General features: G+C 76.4%; 19 protein-coding genes. 18 read left to right on the top strand and 1 reads right to left on the bottom strand.

Features of this window, described 5'->3' with window-relative positions; genetic code table 11:
- Positions 1-62: 62 nt before the first annotated feature.
- The 8 genes from JOE68_RS29255 to JOE68_RS29290 all read left to right on the top strand — a co-directional run bounded on the left by JOE68_RS29255 (position 63) and on the right by JOE68_RS29290 (position 9,767).
- A complete protein-coding gene (locus tag JOE68_RS29255; RefSeq protein ID WP_204845595.1) occupies positions 63-689 on the top strand; it encodes a helix-turn-helix transcriptional regulator in 627 nt (208 codons plus the stop codon).
- 115 nt (positions 690-804) lie between these two features.
- Entirely contained in the window at positions 805-3,927 is a 3,123-nt protein-coding gene (locus JOE68_RS29260) for a DUF11 domain-containing protein (protein ID WP_204845596.1), read from the top strand.
- A gap of 28 nt (positions 3,928-3,955) precedes the next feature.
- A complete protein-coding gene (locus tag JOE68_RS29265) occupies positions 3,956-4,666 on the top strand; it encodes a Pvc16 family protein (protein WP_204845597.1) in 711 nt (236 codons plus the stop codon).
- A 110-nt stretch (positions 4,667-4,776) separates the two neighbouring features.
- Positions 4,777-6,864, top strand: coding sequence for an AAA family ATPase (locus JOE68_RS29270; protein ID WP_204846348.1), 2,088 nt, complete (start codon positions 4,777-4,779; stop codon positions 6,862-6,864).
- Between the two features lie 264 nt (positions 6,865-7,128).
- Positions 7,129-8,655 carry a phage tail sheath family protein gene (locus tag JOE68_RS29275; protein ID WP_204845598.1) on the top strand — a complete coding sequence of 509 codons (1,527 nt, stop codon included), beginning with the start codon at positions 7,129-7,131 and terminating at the stop codon, positions 8,653-8,655.
- A gap of 49 nt (positions 8,656-8,704) precedes the next feature.
- Complete coding sequence (locus JOE68_RS29280; RefSeq protein ID WP_204845599.1) at positions 8,705-9,145, top strand: phage tail protein; 441 nt, start codon at positions 8,705-8,707, stop codon at positions 9,143-9,145.
- Positions 9,142-9,612, top strand: coding sequence for a hypothetical protein (locus JOE68_RS29285; RefSeq protein WP_204845600.1), 471 nt, complete (start codon positions 9,142-9,144; stop codon positions 9,610-9,612). Before JOE68_RS29280 ends, JOE68_RS29285 begins: the two co-directional genes overlap by 4 nt.
- Positions 9,609-9,767 (top strand): DUF6760 family protein, encoded by a 159-nt coding sequence (locus JOE68_RS29290; RefSeq protein WP_204845601.1) that lies wholly within the window; start codon positions 9,609-9,611, stop codon positions 9,765-9,767. Before JOE68_RS29285 ends, JOE68_RS29290 begins: the two co-directional genes overlap by 4 nt.
- A 305-nt stretch (positions 9,768-10,072) precedes the next feature.
- On the opposite strand, the gene JOE68_RS29295 is transcribed toward JOE68_RS29290, so the two are convergent.
- The gene (locus JOE68_RS29295; RefSeq protein ID WP_204845602.1) at positions 10,073-10,849 is read right to left on the bottom strand and encodes a hypothetical protein; all 777 of its coding nucleotides are present in this window, start codon (positions 10,847-10,849) and stop codon (positions 10,073-10,075) included.
- Between the two features lie 2,047 nt (positions 10,850-12,896).
- Here JOE68_RS29295 and JOE68_RS29300 point away from each other — a divergent pair.
- The 10 genes from JOE68_RS29300 (at position 12,897) to JOE68_RS29345 (ending at position 20,991) form a co-directional block, all read left to right on the top strand.
- On the top strand, positions 12,897-13,343 hold the full coding sequence (locus JOE68_RS29300) for a hypothetical protein (RefSeq protein WP_204845603.1): 447 nt from the start codon (positions 12,897-12,899) through the stop codon (positions 13,341-13,343).
- A gap of 21 nt (positions 13,344-13,364) precedes the next feature.
- Entirely contained in the window at positions 13,365-13,790 is a 426-nt protein-coding gene (locus JOE68_RS29305; protein ID WP_204845604.1) for a phage tail protein, read from the top strand.
- A 19-nt stretch (positions 13,791-13,809) separates the two neighbouring features.
- Positions 13,810-14,538, top strand: a complete 729-nt coding sequence (locus JOE68_RS29310) for a CIS tube protein (protein WP_307819973.1) — start codon at positions 13,810-13,812, stop codon at positions 14,536-14,538.
- Positions 14,539-14,566: 28 nt separating this feature from the next.
- Positions 14,567-16,273 carry a VgrG-related protein gene (locus JOE68_RS29315; protein ID WP_204845605.1) on the top strand — a complete coding sequence of 569 codons (1,707 nt, stop codon included), beginning with the start codon at positions 14,567-14,569 and terminating at the stop codon, positions 16,271-16,273.
- Positions 16,274-16,309: 36 nt separating this feature from the next.
- On the top strand, positions 16,310-16,627 hold the full coding sequence (locus tag JOE68_RS29320) for a PAAR domain-containing protein (protein ID WP_204845606.1): 318 nt from the start codon (positions 16,310-16,312) through the stop codon (positions 16,625-16,627).
- A complete protein-coding gene (locus JOE68_RS29325) occupies positions 16,624-17,034 on the top strand; it encodes a GPW/gp25 family protein (protein WP_204845607.1) in 411 nt (136 codons plus the stop codon). Before JOE68_RS29320 ends, JOE68_RS29325 begins: the two co-directional genes overlap by 4 nt.
- On the top strand, positions 17,034-18,974 hold the full coding sequence (locus tag JOE68_RS29330) for a putative baseplate assembly protein (protein WP_204845608.1): 1,941 nt from the start codon (positions 17,034-17,036) through the stop codon (positions 18,972-18,974). Before JOE68_RS29325 ends, JOE68_RS29330 begins: the two co-directional genes overlap by 1 nt.
- Entirely contained in the window at positions 18,971-19,522 is a 552-nt protein-coding gene (locus JOE68_RS29335; protein ID WP_204845609.1) for a phage tail protein, read from the top strand. Before JOE68_RS29330 ends, JOE68_RS29335 begins: the two co-directional genes overlap by 4 nt.
- A gap of 240 nt (positions 19,523-19,762) precedes the next feature.
- The gene (locus tag JOE68_RS29340) at positions 19,763-19,984 is read left to right on the top strand and encodes a hypothetical protein (RefSeq protein ID WP_204845610.1); all 222 of its coding nucleotides are present in this window, start codon (positions 19,763-19,765) and stop codon (positions 19,982-19,984) included.
- Positions 19,985-20,244: 260 nt separating this feature from the next.
- Complete coding sequence (locus JOE68_RS29345) at positions 20,245-20,991, top strand: zinc ribbon domain-containing protein (RefSeq protein ID WP_204845611.1); 747 nt, start codon at positions 20,245-20,247, stop codon at positions 20,989-20,991.
- The last annotated feature ends 32 nt before the right edge of the window (positions 20,992-21,023 follow it).

Below are 21,023 nucleotides of genomic sequence, written 5' to 3' on the forward strand. Positions count from 1 at the left end.
GCGCTGGGCACGATGGTCGCACCAGGGCCGCCGCGGCCCGGTTGTTGCGGAGGGGAACCGGCATGAAGACGAGAATCCCGGTCGCCGTGTACGCCGAGGACCCGGTGCTGCGCACCGGCGTCGTCCACCAGCTCCGCCCCCGGCCGGAGGTCGAGGTGCTGACCGCGCAGGACCAGGCGCGCGCGACCGTGGCGCTGGTCGTGGTGGACGAGGTCGACGACGCGGCGGCCCGCCTGCTGCGCCGGCTGCAGCGCTCGTCCGCCACCCGCACCGGCGTGGTCGTCGGCCGGTTCGACCACGACGCGCTGCAGGTGACCGTGGACTGCGGGGTGTCGGCGGTGGTCCGCCGCGCCGAGGCCGACCAGGACCGCCTGGTGAACACCGTCGTGGCGGTGGACCGGGGCGAGGCGGTGCTGCCCGGCGACCTGCTGGGCGTGCTGCTGGACCACGTCGGCCGGTTGCAGCGCAGCGTGCTGGACCCCAACGCGCCCACCATGTCCACGCTCACGACGCGCGAGGCCGACATGCTGCGGCTGATCTCCGAGGGCTTCGACACCGCCGAGATCGCCACGAAGATGTCCTTCTCCGAGCGGACGGTGAAGAACGTCCTGCACGAGGTGAGCACCCGGCTGAACCTGCGCAACCGCGCCCACGCCGTGGGTTTCGTGATGCGGCACGGGCTGATCTGAGGGCCGGTTGCCCGAAAGGCCACCGCGCCGTCCCCGACCCTGCCCGCGCGGTCCTCGGCCCGGCGCGGGCGCCGCGGCGACGATGTCGGCGAGGACCGCCACCGGAGGTGCGAAGTTGTCCAACAGGGCGAGAAGACGAGCCGTCGCCGCGACCACCGCCGTGGCCGCGCTGTGCGGCGTGGTCGCGGCGGTGCGCGCCACCACCCCGGCCCCGGCGCTGGCGCAGCAGGGCGACCCGCCGGCCGTCGGCCGCATCGCCTTCGCGGGCACCGGCCACCGCGGGATCGGCGTGGTGGCCGACCCGGTGCCCGACCCGCCGGCCGACCGGCCCGCGGTCAGCGAGCCGCTCGCGGGCCCGGGGCCCGCGCACTTCGACGACCACGTCTCGGCGCGCGGGGACCTGGTGGTGTTCACCAGCCTGCGCGACGAGCGCCGGCCCCAGGTGTACCTGCGCGCCGCGGACGGCTCGGTGCGCCGGCTCACCACCGGCCGCGACGCGGGCCACCCGCAGCTGTCGCCGGACCTGCGGACGGTGGTGTTCGACTCCGCCGAGGACGGGCAGCGCGACCTGTGGGTGGTCGGCGTCGACGGCTCCGGCGCGCGCCGGCTCACCGACGGCCCCGCCGACGAGACCTGGCCGACGTTCTCCCCGGACGGCGCGCAGGTCGCGTTCTCCGCCGACCGCGACGGCGAGCCCGAGCTGTACCGGCAGCCGGTCGCCGGCGGCGCGGCCGTGCGGCTGACCGACGAGCCCTCGGGCGCGGCCGTGGAGCCGGCCTGGAACCCGCGCGACGGCCGCATCGCCTACACCCTGGACCGCGGCCCGGCCGCGCCCGCGCAGCTGCGCGTGCTCGACGGCGCGGGCCTCGGCGTCCCGGTGCTCGGCGGCGACCAGGCCGGCTGGCGCGGCCGTTGGCCCGCCTGGAAACCCGACGGCAGCGGCCTGCTGTTCCTGAGCCAGGACCAGACCTGCTCGTGCCCGGCCGACCCGGAGGTGACGAAGGTCTACCAGGTCGACACCGGCTACGGGCTGCCCGTCACGGCGCCGCCCGGCCTGCTGCTGGCCGAGGACCGGCACGTGTCCTCGCCCGCGTGGTCGGGGGCCGGCGCGCCCGCGCTGCTGGTGTCGCGGACGACCGCGGCGACCCGGTCCACCGCCACCCTCCAGGACGTCCGGCCCGACGGCGTGGACCCCCGCGACCTCGGCGTGGCGGTGCTGCGCGAGGACCCGGGCAGCGTCGAGGACCCGAACCTGCTGTTCTACCCGCGCGAGGGCTACGACCCGTGGACCCAGCGGCAGTCCTACTCGCCCGACGGGCGGCGAATCGCGGTGACCCGGTTCGAGGAGCTGGAGGGCAGGAGGGTCCAGCGGCTGTGGCTGGTGGACGCCGACGGCGGCGACCCGCGCCGCGTCCCGGTGGCCGACCGCGCCGCCGAGGACTGGGAGTTCGACCCGGCGTGGTCGCCCGACGGCCGGTTCATCGCCTTCGCCCGCCGCTCGCCCGGCGGGGTGCCCGGCCGCGGTGGGCCGAGCCGGATCGCCGTCGTGGAGGTGGCCACCGGCGCCGTGGTCGGCAACCTGCGCCCGCCGCCGGAGGTCGCCGAGCGCGAGGACACCCAGCCCGCGTGGTCGCCCGACGGCGCGACCCTCGCGTTCACCAGGGGCGTGATCAGCGACCCCGGGACGCCCGGCGAGGTGCGCGACAACCACATCTGGACCGCGCGCGCCGGCACCCTGGACCGCCAGCGCGACCTGTCGGCGGCGGTCTGCGGGTCGGACTGCCGGGTCACCGACGACAGCGCCGCGTTCCGCCCCGACGGCGCCGCGGTGGTGTTCAACCGCGAGTTCGACGGCCTGGTGGAGGTCTCCCTGCGCGACGACCGGTGCCGCGTCCTGCAGCCCAGGGGGCAGGGCGGTTGCTCGACGCCGCTGACCGCGCCGCCCACGGGGCCGTTCCAGCCCCGGGACGCGGCGCACTCGCCCGACGGCGACCGGATCGCGGTCACCGCGCGGCGGCAGGGCGACGCCCGCTCCCCGGAGGAGCTGGTCGTGCACGACCCCGCCGGCGGCGGGCTCGACCGGATCACGCGCGACCTGCCCGGCCGGCAGAAGGAGCCGACCTGGCAGCCCTCGGTGGACCTGGCGGTGCAGGCCCCGCCCACCGTGCCGGACCTGGACAGCGGCGGCTCCACCACCACGACCGTGACCGTCCTCAACCGGGGACCGGCGACCTCGCCCGGCACCGCGCTGACCGCCGCGGTCCCCGAGGGCGTCCGGGTCGACGTGCTGCGGCCGGACCGGGGCAGCTGCGACGCGGCCACCCCGCGGTGCGACCTGGGCGCGCTGGAGGGCGGGGCGAGCGTGCGGGTCGAGGTCGTCCTCGTGGGCCTGACCCCCGGCCGGCGGCGGGTGACGTGGTCGGTCACGGGCGGCGTGCTGGACGTGCGGCCGTCGGACAACTCGGCGCAGACCGAGGTCCCGGTGCGCGAACCGGCCCCGCCCCCGCCGACGACCACCACCCCGCCGCCCCCGCCACCTCCGCCGCCACCTCCGCCGCCACCTCCGCCCCCGCCGCCACCTCCGCCCGCGCCCTCGGCCGGCCCCGGCGTGACCGTCGTCGTGCAGCCGAACCCGTCCTACGTGGGCGGGCGCGCGACCGCGAACTTCACGGTGCGCAACGCGGGCGGCGCGCTGGCCACCGGCCTGCGCCTGGACTTCGGGCTGCCCGGGGCGGTGCCGGTGGCGGCGCTGCCACCGGGGTGCACGGCGGCCGGCTGCGCGCTGCCCGACCTCACCCCCGGCGCTGTGCAGGTCGTGCAGGTGGTCTTCGCGCCGGACGCGCCCCTGGAGACCACCGTGCGCGCCGCCCTGCGGACCTCCGGGACGGACGCCGACCCCGCCGACAACACCGCCACCGCGCCCATGCGGGTGCTGCTGCCGCGCATCGTGGCCGTGCCGCCGATCGGCGAGCCCGGCTTCGTGACCTCCGTGCGGGGCCTGGACTTCCCGCCCGGCGTGCCGGTGCGGCTGACGTGGTCGCCCGGCATCACCGCGGTGGCGGCGCCCACGATCCCGCGCGCCGACGGCGGGTTCGCCGCGCAGCTGCTGGTCCTGGCCAAGGACCAGACCGGGCCGCGCACCATCACCGCGACCGGGCCCGGTTTCCGGCCGGCCACCACGCCGTTCCTCGTGGTGCCCGGTTCGATCGGGCCGCCCGACATGGTGCGGCGCAGGTGAGGACCGACCCGAGGACGAGGAGGCAGTCGTGATCCACGAGGTGGACGAGGGGATACGCCGGTTGTTCACCGCCGCCGGCGTGCCGGGGGACCACGGCGACCTGGCGTTCGACGCGCCCACCAAGGAGTGGACGGCGCGGCGCAACGCGCCCACGGTCAACGTGTTCCTCTACGACCTGAGGGAGGACCTGTCCCGCCGCAACGCGGGCGCGCACGACGTCTACGGCGACGACGGCGCCCTGCTGGGCAGGCGCGGGGCGGCGCGCTGGTTCGAGCTGACCTACCTGGTGACCGCCTGGACCAACCGGCCGCAGGACGAGCACCGGCTGCTGTCCGACGCGCTGGCGTGCCTGGTGCGCCGCGAGCGGCTGGACCCGGGGTGGCTCACCGGGTCGCTGGCCGAGCTGGGCCTCGCCGTGGAGCTCCAGGTGGCCGCGCCGTCGTCGGACACCCGCGCGGTGAGCGAGGTGTGGTCGGCGCTGGGCGGCGAGCTGAAGCCCTCCATCACGATCACGGTCACCTCGCCGCTGGCCGGCGACTGGACGCCGGCCGGTCCGCTGGTGACCGAGGGCATGGTGCTGCGCGGCGACCCCGCCGCGCCCGCGGGGGGCGCCTCCTCCGGCGACGTGCGCCGGCTGCGCTACGAGGGGCCGACCACCGCGGAGGGCGAGGGCTTCGCGGTCGCCAGGCCGCGCCCGCAGCCCTCGGCCAGGCGCAGGCGCGGCGAGCCGATCCGGTGACCGCGCACGTGACGGGGGCGGTCGGGCAGGCGGACCCGGTCGGGCAGGCGGACCCGGTCGGGCAGGCGACCCCGGTCGAGCAGGTGGACCCGGTCGAGCAGGTGGAGCGGGTGTTCGCCGAGTGGGCCGGGGACACCGGTCCGGCGCTCGCCGGGCCGCCGGCCGCCGACCTGGTCTACCTGTGGGCCCGGCTGGGCGCGGTCGAGCGGCGGGTCCGGCGGGCGGTGGCGGAGCGGCTGGCCACCGACCCGAACCCCGACGACCCGTTCCGCGGCCTCTACCTCACGCCGGAAGGGGTGCGGCGGGTGCTCGACGCGCCCCGCCGGCCCCCGTCGCACCCGCCGGCGGACGAGGCGCGCCTGGACGCGCTCGCCGCCGCGGTGCCCGCCCCCGGCCCCCGGCTGCTGGGGCTGGCCCGCGACTTCCACCTCGACCGGCTGGACCTGGAGTTCCTGCTCGTCGCCCTGGCGCCGGACCTCGACGCCCGGTTCGAGCGCCTCTACGGCTACCTCAACGACGACGTGACCCGCCGCCGCGCGACCGCGGGGCTGGCGCTGGAGCTGTGCGGGCAGCCCGCGGCGGGCCCCGGCCGGTTCCGCCTCTCCGCCACCGCGCCGCTGGTGGCGGGCGGGCTGGTCGAGGTGCGGGAACCGGACCTGCCCGCGCTGTCGCGGGTGCTGCGCGTGCCCGACCGCGTGGTGGCCCACCTGCTCGGCGACGACGCGCCCGACCGCCCGGTCGGCGACCTGGCCCGCGTCGTCCCCGCGGGCCCCGTCCCGCAGGACGGTTTCGCCCGCCGGGTCGGCGCGGCGCTGCGGGCCGGGGTCGGCGCGGTCCACCTGCGGTCCGCCGACGGCGACGCGGGCCCGACGGCGGTGGCCGCGCTGGCCGCGGCCGGCCGGGGCGCGGTGGTGCTGGACGTGGTCGCGCTGCTCGACCGGGACCGGCCCGCGCTCGCCGAGGTCGTCCGGGAGGCGCGGCTGCGCGGCGCGGGGCTCGTGCTCGGCCCGGTCGAGCCGCTGGCGCCCGACCGGCTGCGGCTGCTGCGCGAGGTGGTCGCGTCGGCGGGCGACGTGCCGCTGGTCCTGCACGGCGGGCGGCACTGGGACCCGCGGTGGACCGACCGGCCGCCGGTGTCGGTCCCGGTGCCGCCGCCCGACGCCGACCACCGGTCGGCCCGGTGGGCGCGCAGCCTGGCCGAGGCGACCGGCGCGCCGCCGGCGGAGGACCTGCTGGCCTCCCTGGGCGGCTACCGGCTCGGGGCGGCCGAGGTGGACCGCGCGGTGTCGGTGGCGGCCCGCCTGGCGGTCCTGGACGCCCGGCCGCTCGCGGTGGAGCACCTGCGCGCCGGGGTGCGGGCGCAGAACGGCGCGGGGCTGGACCGGCTGGCCCGCCGGATCACCCCATCGGTCGGCTGGGACGACCTGGTGCTGCCCGCGGCGACCCGACGGCAGCTGGGGGAGCTGGTGCTGCGGGCCCGGCACCGGGAGCGGGTGCTGGGCCAGTGGCGGATGCGCCCCGGTGGTGGTCGGGGCCGCGGCGTGGTCGCGCTGTTCGCGGGGGAGTCCGGCACCGGCAAGACGATGTCCGCCGAGGTCGTCGCCGCCGAGATCGGGATGGAGCTGTACGTGGTGGACCTGTCCACCGTGGTGGACAAGTACGTGGGCGAGACGGAGAAGAACCTGGAGCGGATCTTCACCGAGGCGGCCGGCGTGCACGGGGTCCTGCTGTTCGACGAGGCCGACGCCGTCTTCGGCAAGCGGTCCGAGGTCAAGGACGCGCGCGACCGCTACGCCAACGTCGAGTCGGCGTACCTGTTGCAGCGCATGGAGTCCTTCGACGGCATCGCGGTGCTGACCACCAACATGCGGTCCAACGTGGACGAGGCGTTCACCCGGCGGATCGACGTCATCGCCGACTTCCCGGTGCCCGACGCGCACCAGCGGCTGGCGCTGTGGGACCGCTGCCTGGGCCCCGCCCTGCCCCGCTCCGGCGACCTGGACCTGGCGTTCTGCGCCGAGCGCTTCGAGCTGGCGGGCGGGTCGATCCGCGCCTGCGCGGTGACCGCCGCCTACCTGGCCGCCGAGGCGGACCGCCCGGTGTCGATGGCCGACGTGGTCGCCGCGGTCCACCAGGAGTACCGCAAGCTCGGCAGGCTGGTGCTGGAGAGCGAGTTCGGCCCCTACCTGACCGCCTGACACCCCGCACCGGGGCGCCCCCGCCGCCGGCGGGGGCGCCCCGGTCGCCTGCCGCCGGCCGACATCCGTCCACTGTGGACTTGCTGGCGTGCTGTGCCGGTGCGGAAGAGGAAAAGGGGCACACCCGGCGGCCGGCGCGCGCCGTGCCCTTTAGGGCACCCGGTCTGCCCCCTGCCGGGAGCGGGCGGACCTCCCGCCGCACCACCCGGACCAGCAGTCTGTTGCTACCAGAGCGGGAGCAGCGCACACCAGACAGGAGCGACCATGCCGCAGTACCTCTCACCCGGCGTGTACGTGGAGGAGGTCCAGTCCGGAGCACGGCCGATCGAGGGGGTCGGCACCGCGGTGGCCGCCTTCGTCGGCTTCGCCGAGCGGGGCCCCTTCCACCGGCCGACGCTGGTGGCGAACTGGAACCAGTACGTGCAGAACTTCGGCGGCTTCGTCGAGGACACCTACCTGCCGCACGCGCTCTACGGCTACTTCGCCAACGGTGGCGGCGCGGCGTACGTGGTGCGCGTCGGCGGCCCGCAGGCCGGCACGGAGGCCAAGCCGCCCGAGCCGAAGCCCGTGCAGCTGGGCGGGCTGCGGGTCGCCGCCCTGCCCGCCGCGGGCGACGACGTGACCGTGGAGGTGGCCGACGCCGACGGCGAGAACCCGGCGGACGACCGCTTCAAGCTGCTGGTGCGCCAGGGCGGGAAGGTCGTGGAGACCTACGACGTCTCCACCCGCAAGAACGCCAAGAACTACGTCGTGACCCAGGTCAAGGAGCGCTCGAAGCTGATCGGGGTCACCGAGCAGTCCAGCGGGGCGCTGGCCCGGCCGGACAAGCAGACGGTGCCGCTGCCCGCCGCGGGCTCCGACGGCGCGGCGCTGCCCGCGGTGGTCGACGCCCAGGAGTACCTGGGCGACCCGGAGGCCCGCACCGGCTTCGGCGGCCTGGAGAGCGTCGACGAGGTCACCATGGTCGTGACGCCCGACCTGATGGCCGCCTACCAGCGCGGGATGATCGACCTCGAAGGCGTCAAGACCGTGCAGCTGGCGATGATCTCGCACTGCGAGCAGATGGGCGACCGGGTCGCCCTGCTCGACACCCCGCCCGGCCTGTCCCCGCAGCGGGTGCGCGCCTGGCGCATGGACGAGGCGGGCTACGACTCCCGGTACGCGACCCTCTACTACCCGTGGATCAAGGTCTTCGACCCGGCCGGCGGGCGGAACGTCATGGTGCCGCCGTCCGGTCACGTCGCGGGCGTGTGGGCGCGCAGCGACGTGGAGCGCGGCGTGCACAAGGCGCCCGCCAACGAGGTGATCCGCGGCGCGGTCGAGCTGGAGGTCGGGCTGAGCAAGAGCGAGCAGGACCTGCTCAACCCCATCGGCGTGAACTGCGTGCGCGCCTTCCCCGGCCGCGGCATCCGGATCTGGGGCGCCCGCACGCTGTCCTCCGACCCGGCCTGGCGCTACCTCAACGTGCGCCGGCTGTTCAACTACCTGGAGGAGTCGATCCTGATCGGCACCCAGTGGGTCGTCTTCGAGCCCAACGACGACCGGCTGTGGTCGAGCATCCGGCGCAACATCACCGCGTTCCTGACCGAGCAGTGGCGGCAGGGCGCCCTGTTCGGCCGCACCCCGGCCGAGGCGTTCTACGTCAAGTGCGACCGGGAGAACAACCCCCAGGAGTCCATCGACCTCGGGCAGGTCGTCTGCGAGATCGGCGTGGCGCCGGTCAAGCCCGCGGAGTTCGTGGTCTTCCGGCTGTCGCAGTTCTCCGACAGCACCAGCCTCGTCGACGAATGAGCAACCCGCCCCCGCTCGGGGCACGTGAACCGGAAAGGCGAGCACATCCATGGCAGAAGGCGACGCACTCTCCACGCACATCTTCGGCGTGCAGCTCGGCGGCTTCATGGTCGAGTCCCTCCAGGAGGTCAGCGGGCTGACCGTCGAGGAGGACGTGGTCGAGGTGGCCCAGGTGACGCCCACCGGCAAACCGCTGCTGCGCAAGCAGCCCGGCGCGCAGAAGGGCGGCGAGGTCACCCTCACCAGGGGGCTCGACATCAGCGAGGAGTTCACCAAGTGGCTCAAGGAGACCCTGGAGAAGGGGGCGGTCGCCGCGGCGCGGCAGAACGTCACCATCGAGGTCAAGGACTCCGAGGGCAACACCGTCCGGCGGATGCAGCTGATGAACGCGTGGGCCAGCAAGTGGGAGGGCCCGTCGCTCAAGGCCGGTGAGTCCAGCGCCGCGACGGAGAAGGTGACCCTCGTCTTCGAGGAGATCAAGGTCGAATGAGGCGCCGGACGATCGCCCTCGACCAGCTCGACGAGCTGGTCGAGGAGACCGCGCAGCGGCAGCCGGAACGGGCTGCCGCCACGCCGGAGGGCGCCACCATGCGCACGGTGTTCGACTTCGAGCTGCCCCGCGGCTACGTCGACCCGAGCGGTGTGGTGCACCGGCACGGCCGGATGCGGCTGGCCACCGCGCGGGACGAGCTGCGGCCCCAGATCGACCTGCGGGTCAAGGAGAACCCCGGCTACCTCAGCGTGGTGCTGCTCAGCCAGGTCATCACCGAGCTGGGCACGGTCGGCGAGGTGCACGCCGGCGTGGTCGAGCAGATGTACGCCACCGACATCGCGTTCCTCCAGGACTTCTACCGGCGCATCAACAGCGAGGGCCACACGCGGGCCGGGGTGTCCTGCCCGTCGTGCGGCGCGGCGTTCGAGGTGGACCTCGCCGGTGGTCGCCTGGGGGAATCGTGACGTACGCGGCCGAACGGCTGCTGGAGGAGGTTGCGTACGTGGCCTACCACTTCCACTGGTCGCGCGAGGAGATCCTCGACCTGGAGCACCACGAGCGCCTGCGCTGGGTCCGGGAGATCGCCCGCATCAACACGAGGGTGAACGAGGGGAGGTGAACCATGTCCTTCTGGGACAGGCTGCTGGGGCGCGAGCGCGCCGGCGCCGGGACCGCCGCGGCGCCCCCGCCGGCCGACCGCCCGACCCGGCCGCCGTGGGACGGGGGCTGGCGCGCCGTCCCTCCGTCGACCGGGGTGATCCAGCGCGACAGCCCCGCGGTCGGTGACGGCCTGCGCTTCCGCGCGGGCCTGACCGCCTGGCAGGACCACACGTTCGACACCGGGATGGGGCACGCGGTGGACCCGTCGGCCCCGGCGGGGGTGCTGCACGGCCTGGTGCTGCGGCGCACGCCCGAGCAGGGGCGCTACCACGGCGGGGCCGCCATGCCGATGGCGCTGCGACCGGAGGGCTCGGAGGGAGCGGAGGAGCCGGCGGCGCAACCGCCGTCGGGCGCGCGGCCCGCTCCGGCGGGGAGGCGGCCCGGCCCGGCGGGGAGGCGGTCGGTGGCCGAGCGCGCCGGCTCGGCGGCGGGCCGCCCCGCTCCGGCGGGGGAGCCCCCGGCGGCCGTGCGCCCCGATCCGGTGGCGCCGCGGTCGACGGCCGCGCGTTCCGGGCCGGTGGTGTCGCGGTCGGTGGCCGAGCGCCCCGGGTCGTCGCGGGAGTCGTCGGCCGGATCTCCCGGGCTGTCGCGGGAGCCGTCGGCGGCCGGGCGTTCCGGGTCGTCGGTGGCCGGGTCTCCGGGGTCGTCGCGGGAGTCGTCGGTGGCCGGGCCTCCCGGGTCGTCGCCGGAGCGGCCGGTGGTCGGGCGTTCCGAGCTGTCGCGGGGGTCCTCGGTGGCTGCCGGGCCGGAACCGTCGCGGGAGCGGTCGGTGGCCGAGCCCTCGGGCCCGGTGGGGGAGCGGCCCGTGGTGGCCCACCCCGCAGCGGTGGCCGAGCGCCCGGCGGCGGTGCGGCTCGCCCCGGTGGGGCCGCGGCTGACGACGGCCGCGCGACCGGCCGGTGTCGTCCGGCGGGTGCCGGTCGTGCCCTCGCCGCCCGGCCCACCGCCCGGCTCACCGCCCGCCGACGTGCGGGGCGGCGGGACCACCGGCGGCGGGACCACCGGCGGCGGGGCGGGTCCGGCCGTGAGCGGCGGTGGCACCGAGGTGGTCCAGCGCAGCGCCGTCGCGGGAGGTCCTGATCCGGCGGTCGCCCGGAGGGATGTCATCGGTGGTGCCGAGGTCCCGGTCGCTACGAGGGGTGCGGTCGCCGCGAACGACACGGGCAGGGGCACGAGCACCGGCCCCGACGCGGCGACGGCTGGAGCGACGCGGACGAGTGCGACCGCCATGCCCGCCGTGAAGAGGTCGGCGGCGGAGGGCGGGGACCGGGGGGAGTCCCGCGCGGTGCGGCGGTCGGAGGTCGCCGGCGGTGGGGACCTGCCCGCCGTGCAGCGGCTGACCCGGCAGCAACCCTCCGCGCAGCGGCCTCCCGAGCAAGAGCCCGCTGGGCAACAAGCTGCCCCGCAACAACCTCCTGCGCAGAAGCCTTCCGGGCAAAAGCCTTCAGACCAGGAACTTCCGAACCGAAAACCTGCAGACCAAGATCCTTCCGGGCGGCAACCCGCCCCCGGTTCCACGGCCGGTGGTGATGTGCAGCGAGCCGCTGTGCGATCACCGGGGGCGGCTGCTGCGCGGTCCGCTCCGGTGCTGGGTGAACCGCTGGCGCGGATGCCCGCGAGCGCCCTGCCCTCGACCGATCGGCCCTCGGCCGGCGACCTCCCGGCCAACCGTCCTGCCGGCCCGCCGCGGACCGGTCGATCACCGGCCGATCACCCCTTGGCGAACCGCCCAGCGGCAGATCCACCCCCGACGAACCGCTCCTCGCCAAAGCACTCCACTGTGGACGGTCCATTGGCGGACCGCCCTGCGGCAGACCGGACCCCGGTGGACCGGTCCGTGGCGGGTCGGCCGCCGGCCGGCGGGTCGCCGGTGGACCGGCCCTCGGTCGATCGGCCGAAGGCCGGTGCCCGAGCCGCTGCCACCGACCCGGCGGCAGCGGTGGTGCGCCGCCGGGTCACGCCGGCTGCGGAAGAGCGGGCGCCCGAGCCCGGAGCGGCGACGACGGCCGGACGCGCGTCGGGCAGCCCGGCAGCACCGCCGGTCCGCCCCACCGTGGGGTTGGGGCAGCAGCTCGCGGCGATGCCGGCCACGGCGATCCCCGACACCGGCGTCGCGAGCGGCAAGCCCACCGCTCCGCCCCGCCCACCGCTGGTGCAGCGCGCCACCGAACCCACCCCGGTCCGGACTTCCCGGCCGGCGCCGCCCACGAGGGACGTGCCGGTCGTCCCGGTGACCCGCCTCCCACCCCGGACACCACCGCGAGGAGCCGCGGCCGCCCCGCTCGCAGTGCAGCGCGCGGTCACGACCGGTTCCGCAGACGTCCCGCCCCTTCCCCACGGTCACCGCTCCAGCGGCGAAGCCGTCACGCGGCACGCGTCGGAGCGACCCCGGACCCGGCAGACCTCCGACGGGCCTGCCGCACCGGAGCGCGCTTCCGCACCGGAGCGCGCTTCCGCCGAGGTGGCCGGTCCCGCGGCGCGGCGCGGGGCTCCCGCCACGCCCCTGCCGGTGTCGCGGCGCGCGGAACCGCTGCTGGGGAGCCGACCGCTGGTCCCGCTGCTGCCAGTGGAACCGACCGCACCGACCGCGCCGCCCGCTCCCCGGCGAAAACCGGTGGTCCAGCCGCGGTGGCAGTCGGTGCGAGCCGAGGTGGAGGGCCGGGAACCCGGTTCCTCCACCGCGTCGGGCGGAGCTTCGCCCGCGGCGCGGCGCGCGGCCGGCGGGAGCGCGCGTCAGCGACCGGTTCCGGGCACCCGCGCACCAGGTCCTCCTGCGCCGGGCGCCGCCGTGCGATCGGCGCCCGTGCCGGGCGACCTCGCGCGGCCCTCGACGCCCACCGGAGCACCGGCGCGACGAGCCGGCGTGCCGGCGCGGGGAGCCGAAGCCCCGGCGCACCGCACCAAAGCTCCGGCGCACCGCACCGAAGCCCCGGTGCACCACGCCGGAACCCCGGTGCACCACTCCGGAACCCCGGTGCACCACGCCGGAACCCCGGTGCAGCGGACGGCGGAGCCTGCGTCGGCCCGGGCGGTCGTGCGGCCGGAGCCCGCGCGGTCACCCGACCACGGCGCGGCGCGCCCACCCGCCATGCCGGTCGCACCGCCGCACCCGCGGCCCGGCCCGGAGCCCTCCGGCGCCGATCCGCGGCACCCGGGACCCCGAACCCCCGCCGACGCCGCCCGGACCACCGCGCAGCGGCAGGCGACCGACCACCGGAACCCGGCCGCCCCGGAGCAGCGCGGCTTCCAGGTCACCAACCCGACCGCCGCGCCGCGCAAGCGGGGCGCCGGACCAACCGACACCGCACCGCAACCCGGGACCGCGTCGGCCACTGCGCCGGCCACCGCGTCCAGGGGCGCACCCGGCGCGGCGCCCGAACCGCAGGCCGTCAAGCACACCGGGATGACCGGCGGCCACGCCTCCGCCGACCTCGACGAACTCGCCCGCAAGCTGCTCGAACCGCTCACCAGGCGGCTGCGCGCCGAACTGCGCGCCGGCCGGGAGCGCGCCGGCCGGCTGCACGACCGCCGCTGAACCGGCACGACAGGAGAACCGATGACCGACACCGTCTTCGCCAGCAGCGTCTTCTTCCAGCTCTCCATAGCGGGCAACGACCTGGGCGCGTTCCACACCTGCGACGGGCTGTCGGCGGAGGTGGAGGTGGAGCGGTTCGACGAGGGTGGCAACAACGGGTTCGCCTGGCAGCTGCCCTCGCGGATCACCTGGTCCAACATCACCATGACGCGACCGGTCACCGCCGACTCGGCCAAGGTCCTCAAGTGGTTCAACGAGATCATCCAGCGGGCCGAGCGCAAGGACGGCGAGATCGTCGCGCTCACCCCGGAGCTGGACCCGATCGTGCGCTGGCAGGTGCTGGGCGTCATCCCGATCCGCTGGCAGGGGCCCTCGTTCGACCCCAGCCGGTCGCAGGTCGCCGTGGAGACCCTGGAATTCGCCCACGAGGGCATCCAGGCGTCGTGACGCGGAAGGGGACTGCGTAGTGGCGCGCAAGCCGGGGGCGAGCCTGGTCAAGGCCCGCCTGGTGATCATGGAGCCGCCCGCCAGGGTCGGCGCGAAGCCGGGAGCGAGGATGGCCACCGTCCAGTTCCAGTTCAACCCCGGGTCGCTGGCGCTGACCAAGTCCGTCGAGTGGCGCCGCGAGCCCGCGCGGATGGCGGGCCAGGCGGCGATGCCGGAGTTCGTCGGCAGCGGGCCGCGCACCCTGGCCGTCGACGTCTTCCTCGACGCCACCGCCACCCACGACAACTCGGTGGAGGCGGGCGTGGAGAAGCTGATGGTGGCGTGCGTGCCGACCAGGAAGAGCATCCAGAAGAAGAAGCCCGCGAGCCCGTGGGTCCGCTTCGAGTGGGGCACCGCGAAGTCGGTCTCCTTCGACGGCGTGCTGTCCGGGATGTCGGTGGCCTACTCGCTGTTCGACGTGGACGGCAAGCCGCTGCGCGCGACCTGCTCGCTGTCGATCGAGGAGGCCGGCGCCGACACGCCCGGCCAGAACCCGACGTCCGGGTCGCGCGAGGCCCGCCGGACCCACCGCGTGGTCGCCGGCGACAGCCTGCCGCAGCTGGCGTGGCGGGAGTACGGCGACGCCGGCGCGTGGCGCGTGATCGCCGAGGCGAACGGGATCGACGACCCGATGGTCCTCGCCCCCGGCCGGGAGCTGCTGCTGCCCGGCACCGAGGGCGTCGACCCGGAACCGGAGGAGCTGCGATGACCAGGACGAGCCGCGCGGGGGAGCACCGGTGAGCCCGGCCAAGCACGGGGGGCGGGCCTTCGCCGCCGGCCCCGTCGTCATCGCGAACAAGCCGGTGGACGGGGCGTGGGACGACGAGCTGGTCAGCTGCGTGGTGGACGAGAACGTCGGGCTGCCCGACACCGCGGTGCTGACCTACCACGACGGCAACCGGGAGTTCCTGTCCACCAACGGGATCACCATCGGCACCCCGCTGCGCATCCTGGTCGCCTCGGCCCGGTCGCAGGCCGACGAGCTGCTGTTCGCCGGCGAGGTCACGGCGGTGGAGATGGACCTCGACGCCACCGGGGCCCACACCGTGGTCCGCGCGATGAGCAAGGCGCACCGGCTGTTCCGCGGTCGCCGGGTGCAGGCGTACCAGAACATGACGGCGTCCGCGATCGTCACCAAGGTCGCCAAGGCCGCGGGGCTGGCCGTCGGCCGGGTCGAGGCGCCCCGCATCACCTACAAGCACCTGAGCCAGCCCGGCGTGTCGGACTGGGACTTCCTGCAGATGCTGGCCCGCGAGCACGGCGCGGTCGTGCGCGTGGACGACAAGGGGCGCCTGGAGTTCACCAAGCCCAAGCCCGCCGCCGGCGCACCGTCACCGACGACGTCGGCCGAGAAGCACCCCATGGTGCTGGAGTTCGGCCGCAACCTGCTGGTGCTGCGGGCCGCGCTGAGCAGCGCCGAGCAGGCCAACGGCGTGCAGGTGCGCAGCTGGGACGTCGCCCGCAAGAAGGCGCTGGTCGCCGTGCAGAACAGCACCCGCAGCAAGGTCGCGGTCCCCGGCGTGCCCTCCACGACGGCGGGCAAGGTGTTCGGCGCCAAGAACCGCGCCCTGGTCACCGACGTGCCCTACGCCACGCAGGCCGAGGCGACCGCGGCGGCGCGCTCCCTGGAAGCCTCGATCAGCGCGGGCTTCGCCGAGCTGGAGGCCGTGGTCGAGGGCAACCCGAAGCTGCGGGCGGGCGTGCCGATCGCCCTGGGCAACGTCGGCGACGCCTTCAGCGGGCGCTACACCGCGACCGCCGTGACCCACGTGCTCGAACCCGACCGCGGCTACCGCACCACCGTGGTGGTCAGCGCGACGCACGACCGCTCGCTGGCCGGGCTGGCCACCGGCGACGCCGCGGCGGCGGCCACCGCGCCGCGGATGCCGGGCCTGGCGACCGGGATCGTCACCGACATCAAGGAGGTGGGCGGCCAGCGCGGCTGGGTCAAGCTGAAGTTCCCCTGGCTCGACGACAAGTACGTGACCGACTGGGTGCGCACCGTGCAGCTGGGCGGCGTCGGCGGCGGCGGGGTGTTCAGCCCGGACGTCAACGACGAGGTGCTGGTCGGGTTCGAGCAGGGCAGCCTGAACCGGCCCTACGTGCTGGGCGGGCTCTACAACGGGGTGGACGTCCCCTCGCCGCACGACGACCCGCTGGTCGACCGCCGCAGCGGGAAGGTCAACCGCCGGTCCCTGGTGTCCCGCAAGGGCAACCGGGTCGAGCTGCTGGACGGGCCGCGCAACTCCGGCGTCCGGCTGGTCAGCGGCGACAAGCGGCTGGAGGTCCGGCTCGACGAGAAGCGCGGCCGGCTGGAGCTGAGCGTGCGCGGGCCGGGCGGGCGCGGCGTGCTCGGCTCGCTGCGCATCGACGGCACCGGCATCGCGCTCGACGCCAAGAACGGGGTGGTGCGGATCAACGGCCGGATGATCCGGCTCAACTGAGCGCACCCCCGACCACCACTACCCGAGGAGAGCACCATGCCCCCCGCTGCCCGACTGGGAGACAAGACCTCGCACGGCGGGAGCATCGGGCCGCCCGCGCAGCCGGCGCTGGCCCTGAAGGTCGCCAGCGTCCTGATCGAGGGCAAGCCCGCCGCCGTCCTCGGCGGCAGCGTGCACGTCTGCCCCAAGGTGCCCGACCCGCTGCTGGGCCCGTCGAACCTGCTGGTGCCCAAGGGCCCGCCGCGGCTGGTGCTCATCGGCGACCGGCCCGCCGCGGCCGTCGGCGACCGCGCGGTCTGCCAGGCGTCGGTCGTCCTGGGCGCGCGCACCGTCTTCTACGGGGGGATGCTGTGAACACCGACTTCATCGGCCGCGGCTGGGGTTTCCCGCTGCGCGTGGGCGCCACCGGCGGCATCGGGATGGTCGAGCGGGAGCAGGAGATCCAGGAGGCCATCCGGCTGATCCTGGGCACCGCGCCCGGCGAGCGCCCGATGCGGCCGGAGTTCGGCTGCGGCATCCACGACTTCGTCTTCGCCGCGGCCGACCACGCCACGGCGGGCGACATCGCCCGCGAGGTGCGCGTCGCGCTGGACCGGTGGGAGCCGCGGATCGAGGTCACCGACGTCGTCGTGGCCTTCGACGCCGTGGAGGCCGGGACGCTCTACATCGAGGTGCGCTACACCATCCGCGCCACCAACGACCAGCGCAACCTGGTCTTCCCCTTCTACACCATCCCTTCCGAGGAAGCGGGGGCCTACTGATGGTGCTGCCCGCGCCCAACCTGGACGACCGCCGCTTCCAGCAGCTGGTGGACGAGGCCAAGCACTACGTCCAGCGCAGCTGCCCGGAGTGGTCGGACCACAACGTCTCCGACCCCGGCGTCACGCTCATCGAGACCTTCGCGCACATGGTCGACCAGCTCGTCTACCGGCTCAACCGGGTGCCGGACAAGAACTACCTGGCGTTCCTGGACCTGCTGGGGGTGCGGCTGTTCCCGCCGACGGCGGCCCGCGCCGAGGTGACGTTCTGGCTGTCCGCGCCGCAGCCGGAAACCGTGCTGCTGCCGCCCGGGACCGAGGTCGCCACGGTGGGCGGCGACACCGCCGAGGCGGTCGTGTTCGCCACCACCGACGAGCTGCCCGTCGTGCCCTGCTCGCTGACGCGGCTGGTCACCCGGTCCGCGGGCGGCGACCACGCCGACCGCACGCGCGACCTGGAGGCGGGCAAGGACGTGCCGTGCTTCCAGGCCCGGCCCGCGGTCGGCGACGCCACGCTGTTCGGCCTGTCCGCCGCCGTGCCGCGCTGCGCCGTGGTGCTGCGGCTGGACAGCCGGGTCGAGGGCGTCGGCGTCGACCCGCGGCAGCCCCCGCTGGTGTGGGAAGCCTGGGACGGGCAGGGCTGGGCCGCGTGCGCCACCGACGAGGACAGCACCGGCGGGCTCAACCGGCCCGGCGAGGTGGTGCTGCACGTGCCGGCCGGGCACACCGAGTCCGCGGTGGGCGGCCACCGCGCCGGCTGGCTGCGCTGCCGGGTGACCGAGCCGCTGGAGGACCAGCCGTTCTACGCCGAGTCGCCGACCGTGCGGGAGGCCGAGGCGTTCACCATCGGCGGCACCACGACCGTCGAGCACGCCGAGGTCGAGGCCGACGTGCTGCTGGGCGAGTCGGCCGGCGTGCCCGGCCAGCGGTTCACCCTGCCGACCGCCCCGGTGCTGCTCGACCGCGACCCCGTGGTGGTGCAGGTGGCGACGGGCGCCGGCTGGGAGGACTGGTCGGTGGTGGGGGACTTCGGCTCCTCCGGGCCCGACGACCGGCACGTGGTGCTGGACGCGAGCGGCGGCGAGGTGCTGTTCCCGCCCGCGGTGCGGGAGGCGGACGGGTCGCTGCGCCGCTACGGGGCCGTGCCGCCCAAGGGCGCGGTCGTCCGGGTGCCGCGCTACCGCACCGGTGGCGGCCGGGAGGGCAACGTGGCGCGCGGCGCGATCTCCGTGCTGCGCAGCTCGGAGCCGTACGTGTCGGAGGTGGAGAACCGGGAGGCCGCCACCGGCGGCGTGGACGCCGAGACCGTGGCCGAGGCGAAGGTCCGCGTGCCCCACCAGCTGCGCGTGCAGGAGCGCGCGGTGACCGCCGCGGACTACGAGCTGATCGCCCGGCAGGCCGTGCCGTCGCTGGCCAGGGTGCGCTGCCTGCCGGTCGACGGCGAGCCGGGCGGCGCGCGGGTGCTGCTGGTGCCCGACGCCGTCGCCGACGAGGGCGACCGGCTGCGGTTCGAGCAGCTGGTGCCCTCCGACGAGGTGCTGGCGGCGGTCGCGCGGCGGCTGGACGAGTGCCGCCTGCTGGGCACCCGGCTGGTCGTGGAACCGCCGCGCTACCAGGGGATCACCGTGGTGGCGCGGCTGGTCACGGCGGACCCGGCGGTCAACCGGGTGCGCGAGGCCGCGCTGTCGGCGCTGAACCGCTACCTCGACCCGCTGCGCGGCGGGCCGGACGGGACCGGGTGGGCGTTCGGGCGGTCGGTGCAGTTCGGCGAGGTCTTCGCGGTGCTGCAGCGGGTCGGGGGCGTGGACCTGGTGGAGGAGGTCCGGCTGTTCCCGGCCAACCCGATCACCGGGGCGCGCGGCGCGCCGGTCGAGCACCTGGAGCTGGAGCCCAACGCGCTGGTGTTCTCCCACCAGCACCAGGTCGCGGTCGGCGCGCCGTGAGCCGGGCCGCGCTCCCGGAGCTGCCGAGCACGCACCCGCTCGGCGGGCTGCTGCCCGGCCTGTACGCGGCGGATGACCTCGCCCAGCGGTTCACCGGCGGGCTGGACGAGGTGCTGTCCGCCATCCTGTCCACTTTGGACAACATCGCCGCGTACTTCGACCCGGCGCTGGCGCCGGAGGACTTCGTGACCTGGCTGGCGTCCTGGGTCGGCGCGGACGTGGACCCGGCGTGGCCGCTCGCGCGCCGGCGCGCGGTGGTGCGCCGTGCGGTGGAGCTGCACCACCGGCGGGGCACCGCGCGCGGCCTGGTCGACCGGCTGGAGCTGTCGCTGGGCGTGCGCGCCGAGGTGGTCGACGGCCCGGCCGTCCGGTGGTCGGCCACCCCGGGCGCCGACCTGCCGGGCGAGCCCGCGCGGACCGTCGTGGTGCGGGTGCGGCCGGGCCGGTCCGGGCCGGTGGACCGGGCGCGGGTCGAGGCGCTGGTCGCCGCGGTCTGCCCGGTGCACGTGCGCTGCGCCGTCGAGGTGCTGCCGGGGGAGGAGCCGTGACCGGGCGGTCGTGCCCGCAGTGCGGTGCGCCGGTCGGCGACACCGACGACTTCTGCGGCAACTGCGGCAACTACCTGGGGTGGGCCGCGGAGCGCGGGCGGGGCGGGGCGGGCTCCGGGGCCCGCGATCGGTCCGCCGACGCGCCCGGCCGGTCGGGGGCAGCGGGCGGCGGTCCGGGCGGCGAGCCCGCGGCGGGTGGCCGGTCCGGGGACGCGGCCGAGCCGGGTCGTCGGACCGGCGGTGGTGACGCTGCCGGCGGCGGGTCGGGTGGTGACCGGTCGGCTGGTGGCGCGGCCGGTGGCGGGTCGGGTGGTGACCGGTCGGCTGGTGGCGCGGCCGGTGGCGGGTCGGGTGGTGACCGGTCGGCTGGTGGCGCGGCCGGTGGCGGGTTCGGTGGTGGTGCGGACGGTGGCCGGGCCGGTGGTGGCGCTGCCGGTGGCCGGTCGGGCGGCGCGGAGGTGAGCGGTCGGTCCGGTGGTGGCGCGACAGGCGTGGTGGGCGGCCGGTCGGGTGGCGACGTGGCCGGCGGTGGCGCGTCGAGCGGCGACGCGGCTGGCGGTGACGGGTCGGGTGGTGGCGGGCCGGGTGACGATGGGTCGGGCGGTGACGGGTCGGGCGGTGGCGTGGCGGGTGGCCGGTCGGCCGGTGCGCGGGCCGGCGACCGGCCGGCGGGCCGGGGCGGTCGGTCGGCGCGCGGCCGGGGGCCCGCGTACCTCGGGCCGGTGCCGCCGGGCCGGCCGGAGGCCAAGCGCCCGCTGCCCTCCGCGGCCGTGGACGACGCGGTGGAGGGTCCGCCGTGCCCGCGCTGCGGCACCGCCAACCCGCCGGGGCGGCGGTTCTGCCGCCGCTGCGCGGCCCCGCTGCACCCCGACGAGGCCGCGGCGCGCCTGACCCGGCGCCGGCGGTGGCGCTGGCGCGGCGACCTGTCGCGGTGGCTGCGCCGGCTGGCCGCGCTGCTGGTGGTGGCCGTGCTGGTGCTGGCGGTGTGGCTGTTCCACCCGAACCTGCTGGCGCTGTGGGAGGACCTGCGCGATCGACTCGCCACCCCCGCGCCGGTGGCGCCCACGGGCGTCACGGCGAACGCCGCGGTGCCCGACCACCCCGCCGCCTCCGCCGCGGACGGGCTGTCCAACCGCTACTGGGGCGCCCCGGCGGTGGGCGACTCGGCGGAGTTCGCCTTCGCGGCCCCGTTCCGCCTGCTGTCGGTGATCGTGCACACGGGCGCGTCGGCGGAGCAGGAGGGCTTCCTCGCCCAGGCGCGGCCCTCGGCGGTGGACCTCGTCGTCACCACCGCGGACGGCGCCAAGCGCACGGTGCCGGTGAAGCTGGCCGACAAGCCCGGCCCGCAGCGGACCGACACCGGCATCAGCGACGTGGTGCGCGTCACCCTCGTGGTGCGCGCCGCCGCCGGCGCGGCGCCGGGCAGGCACATCGCCCTGGGCGAGGTCGAGTTCTTCCGCCGACCTTGATCGTCGCCGCCGGCGTTCTCGCAGGTGAGGGC

Source organism: Saccharothrix algeriensis (genome assembly GCF_016907655.1).
Lineage (GTDB): Bacteria > Actinomycetota > Actinomycetes > Mycobacteriales > Pseudonocardiaceae > Actinosynnema > Actinosynnema algeriense.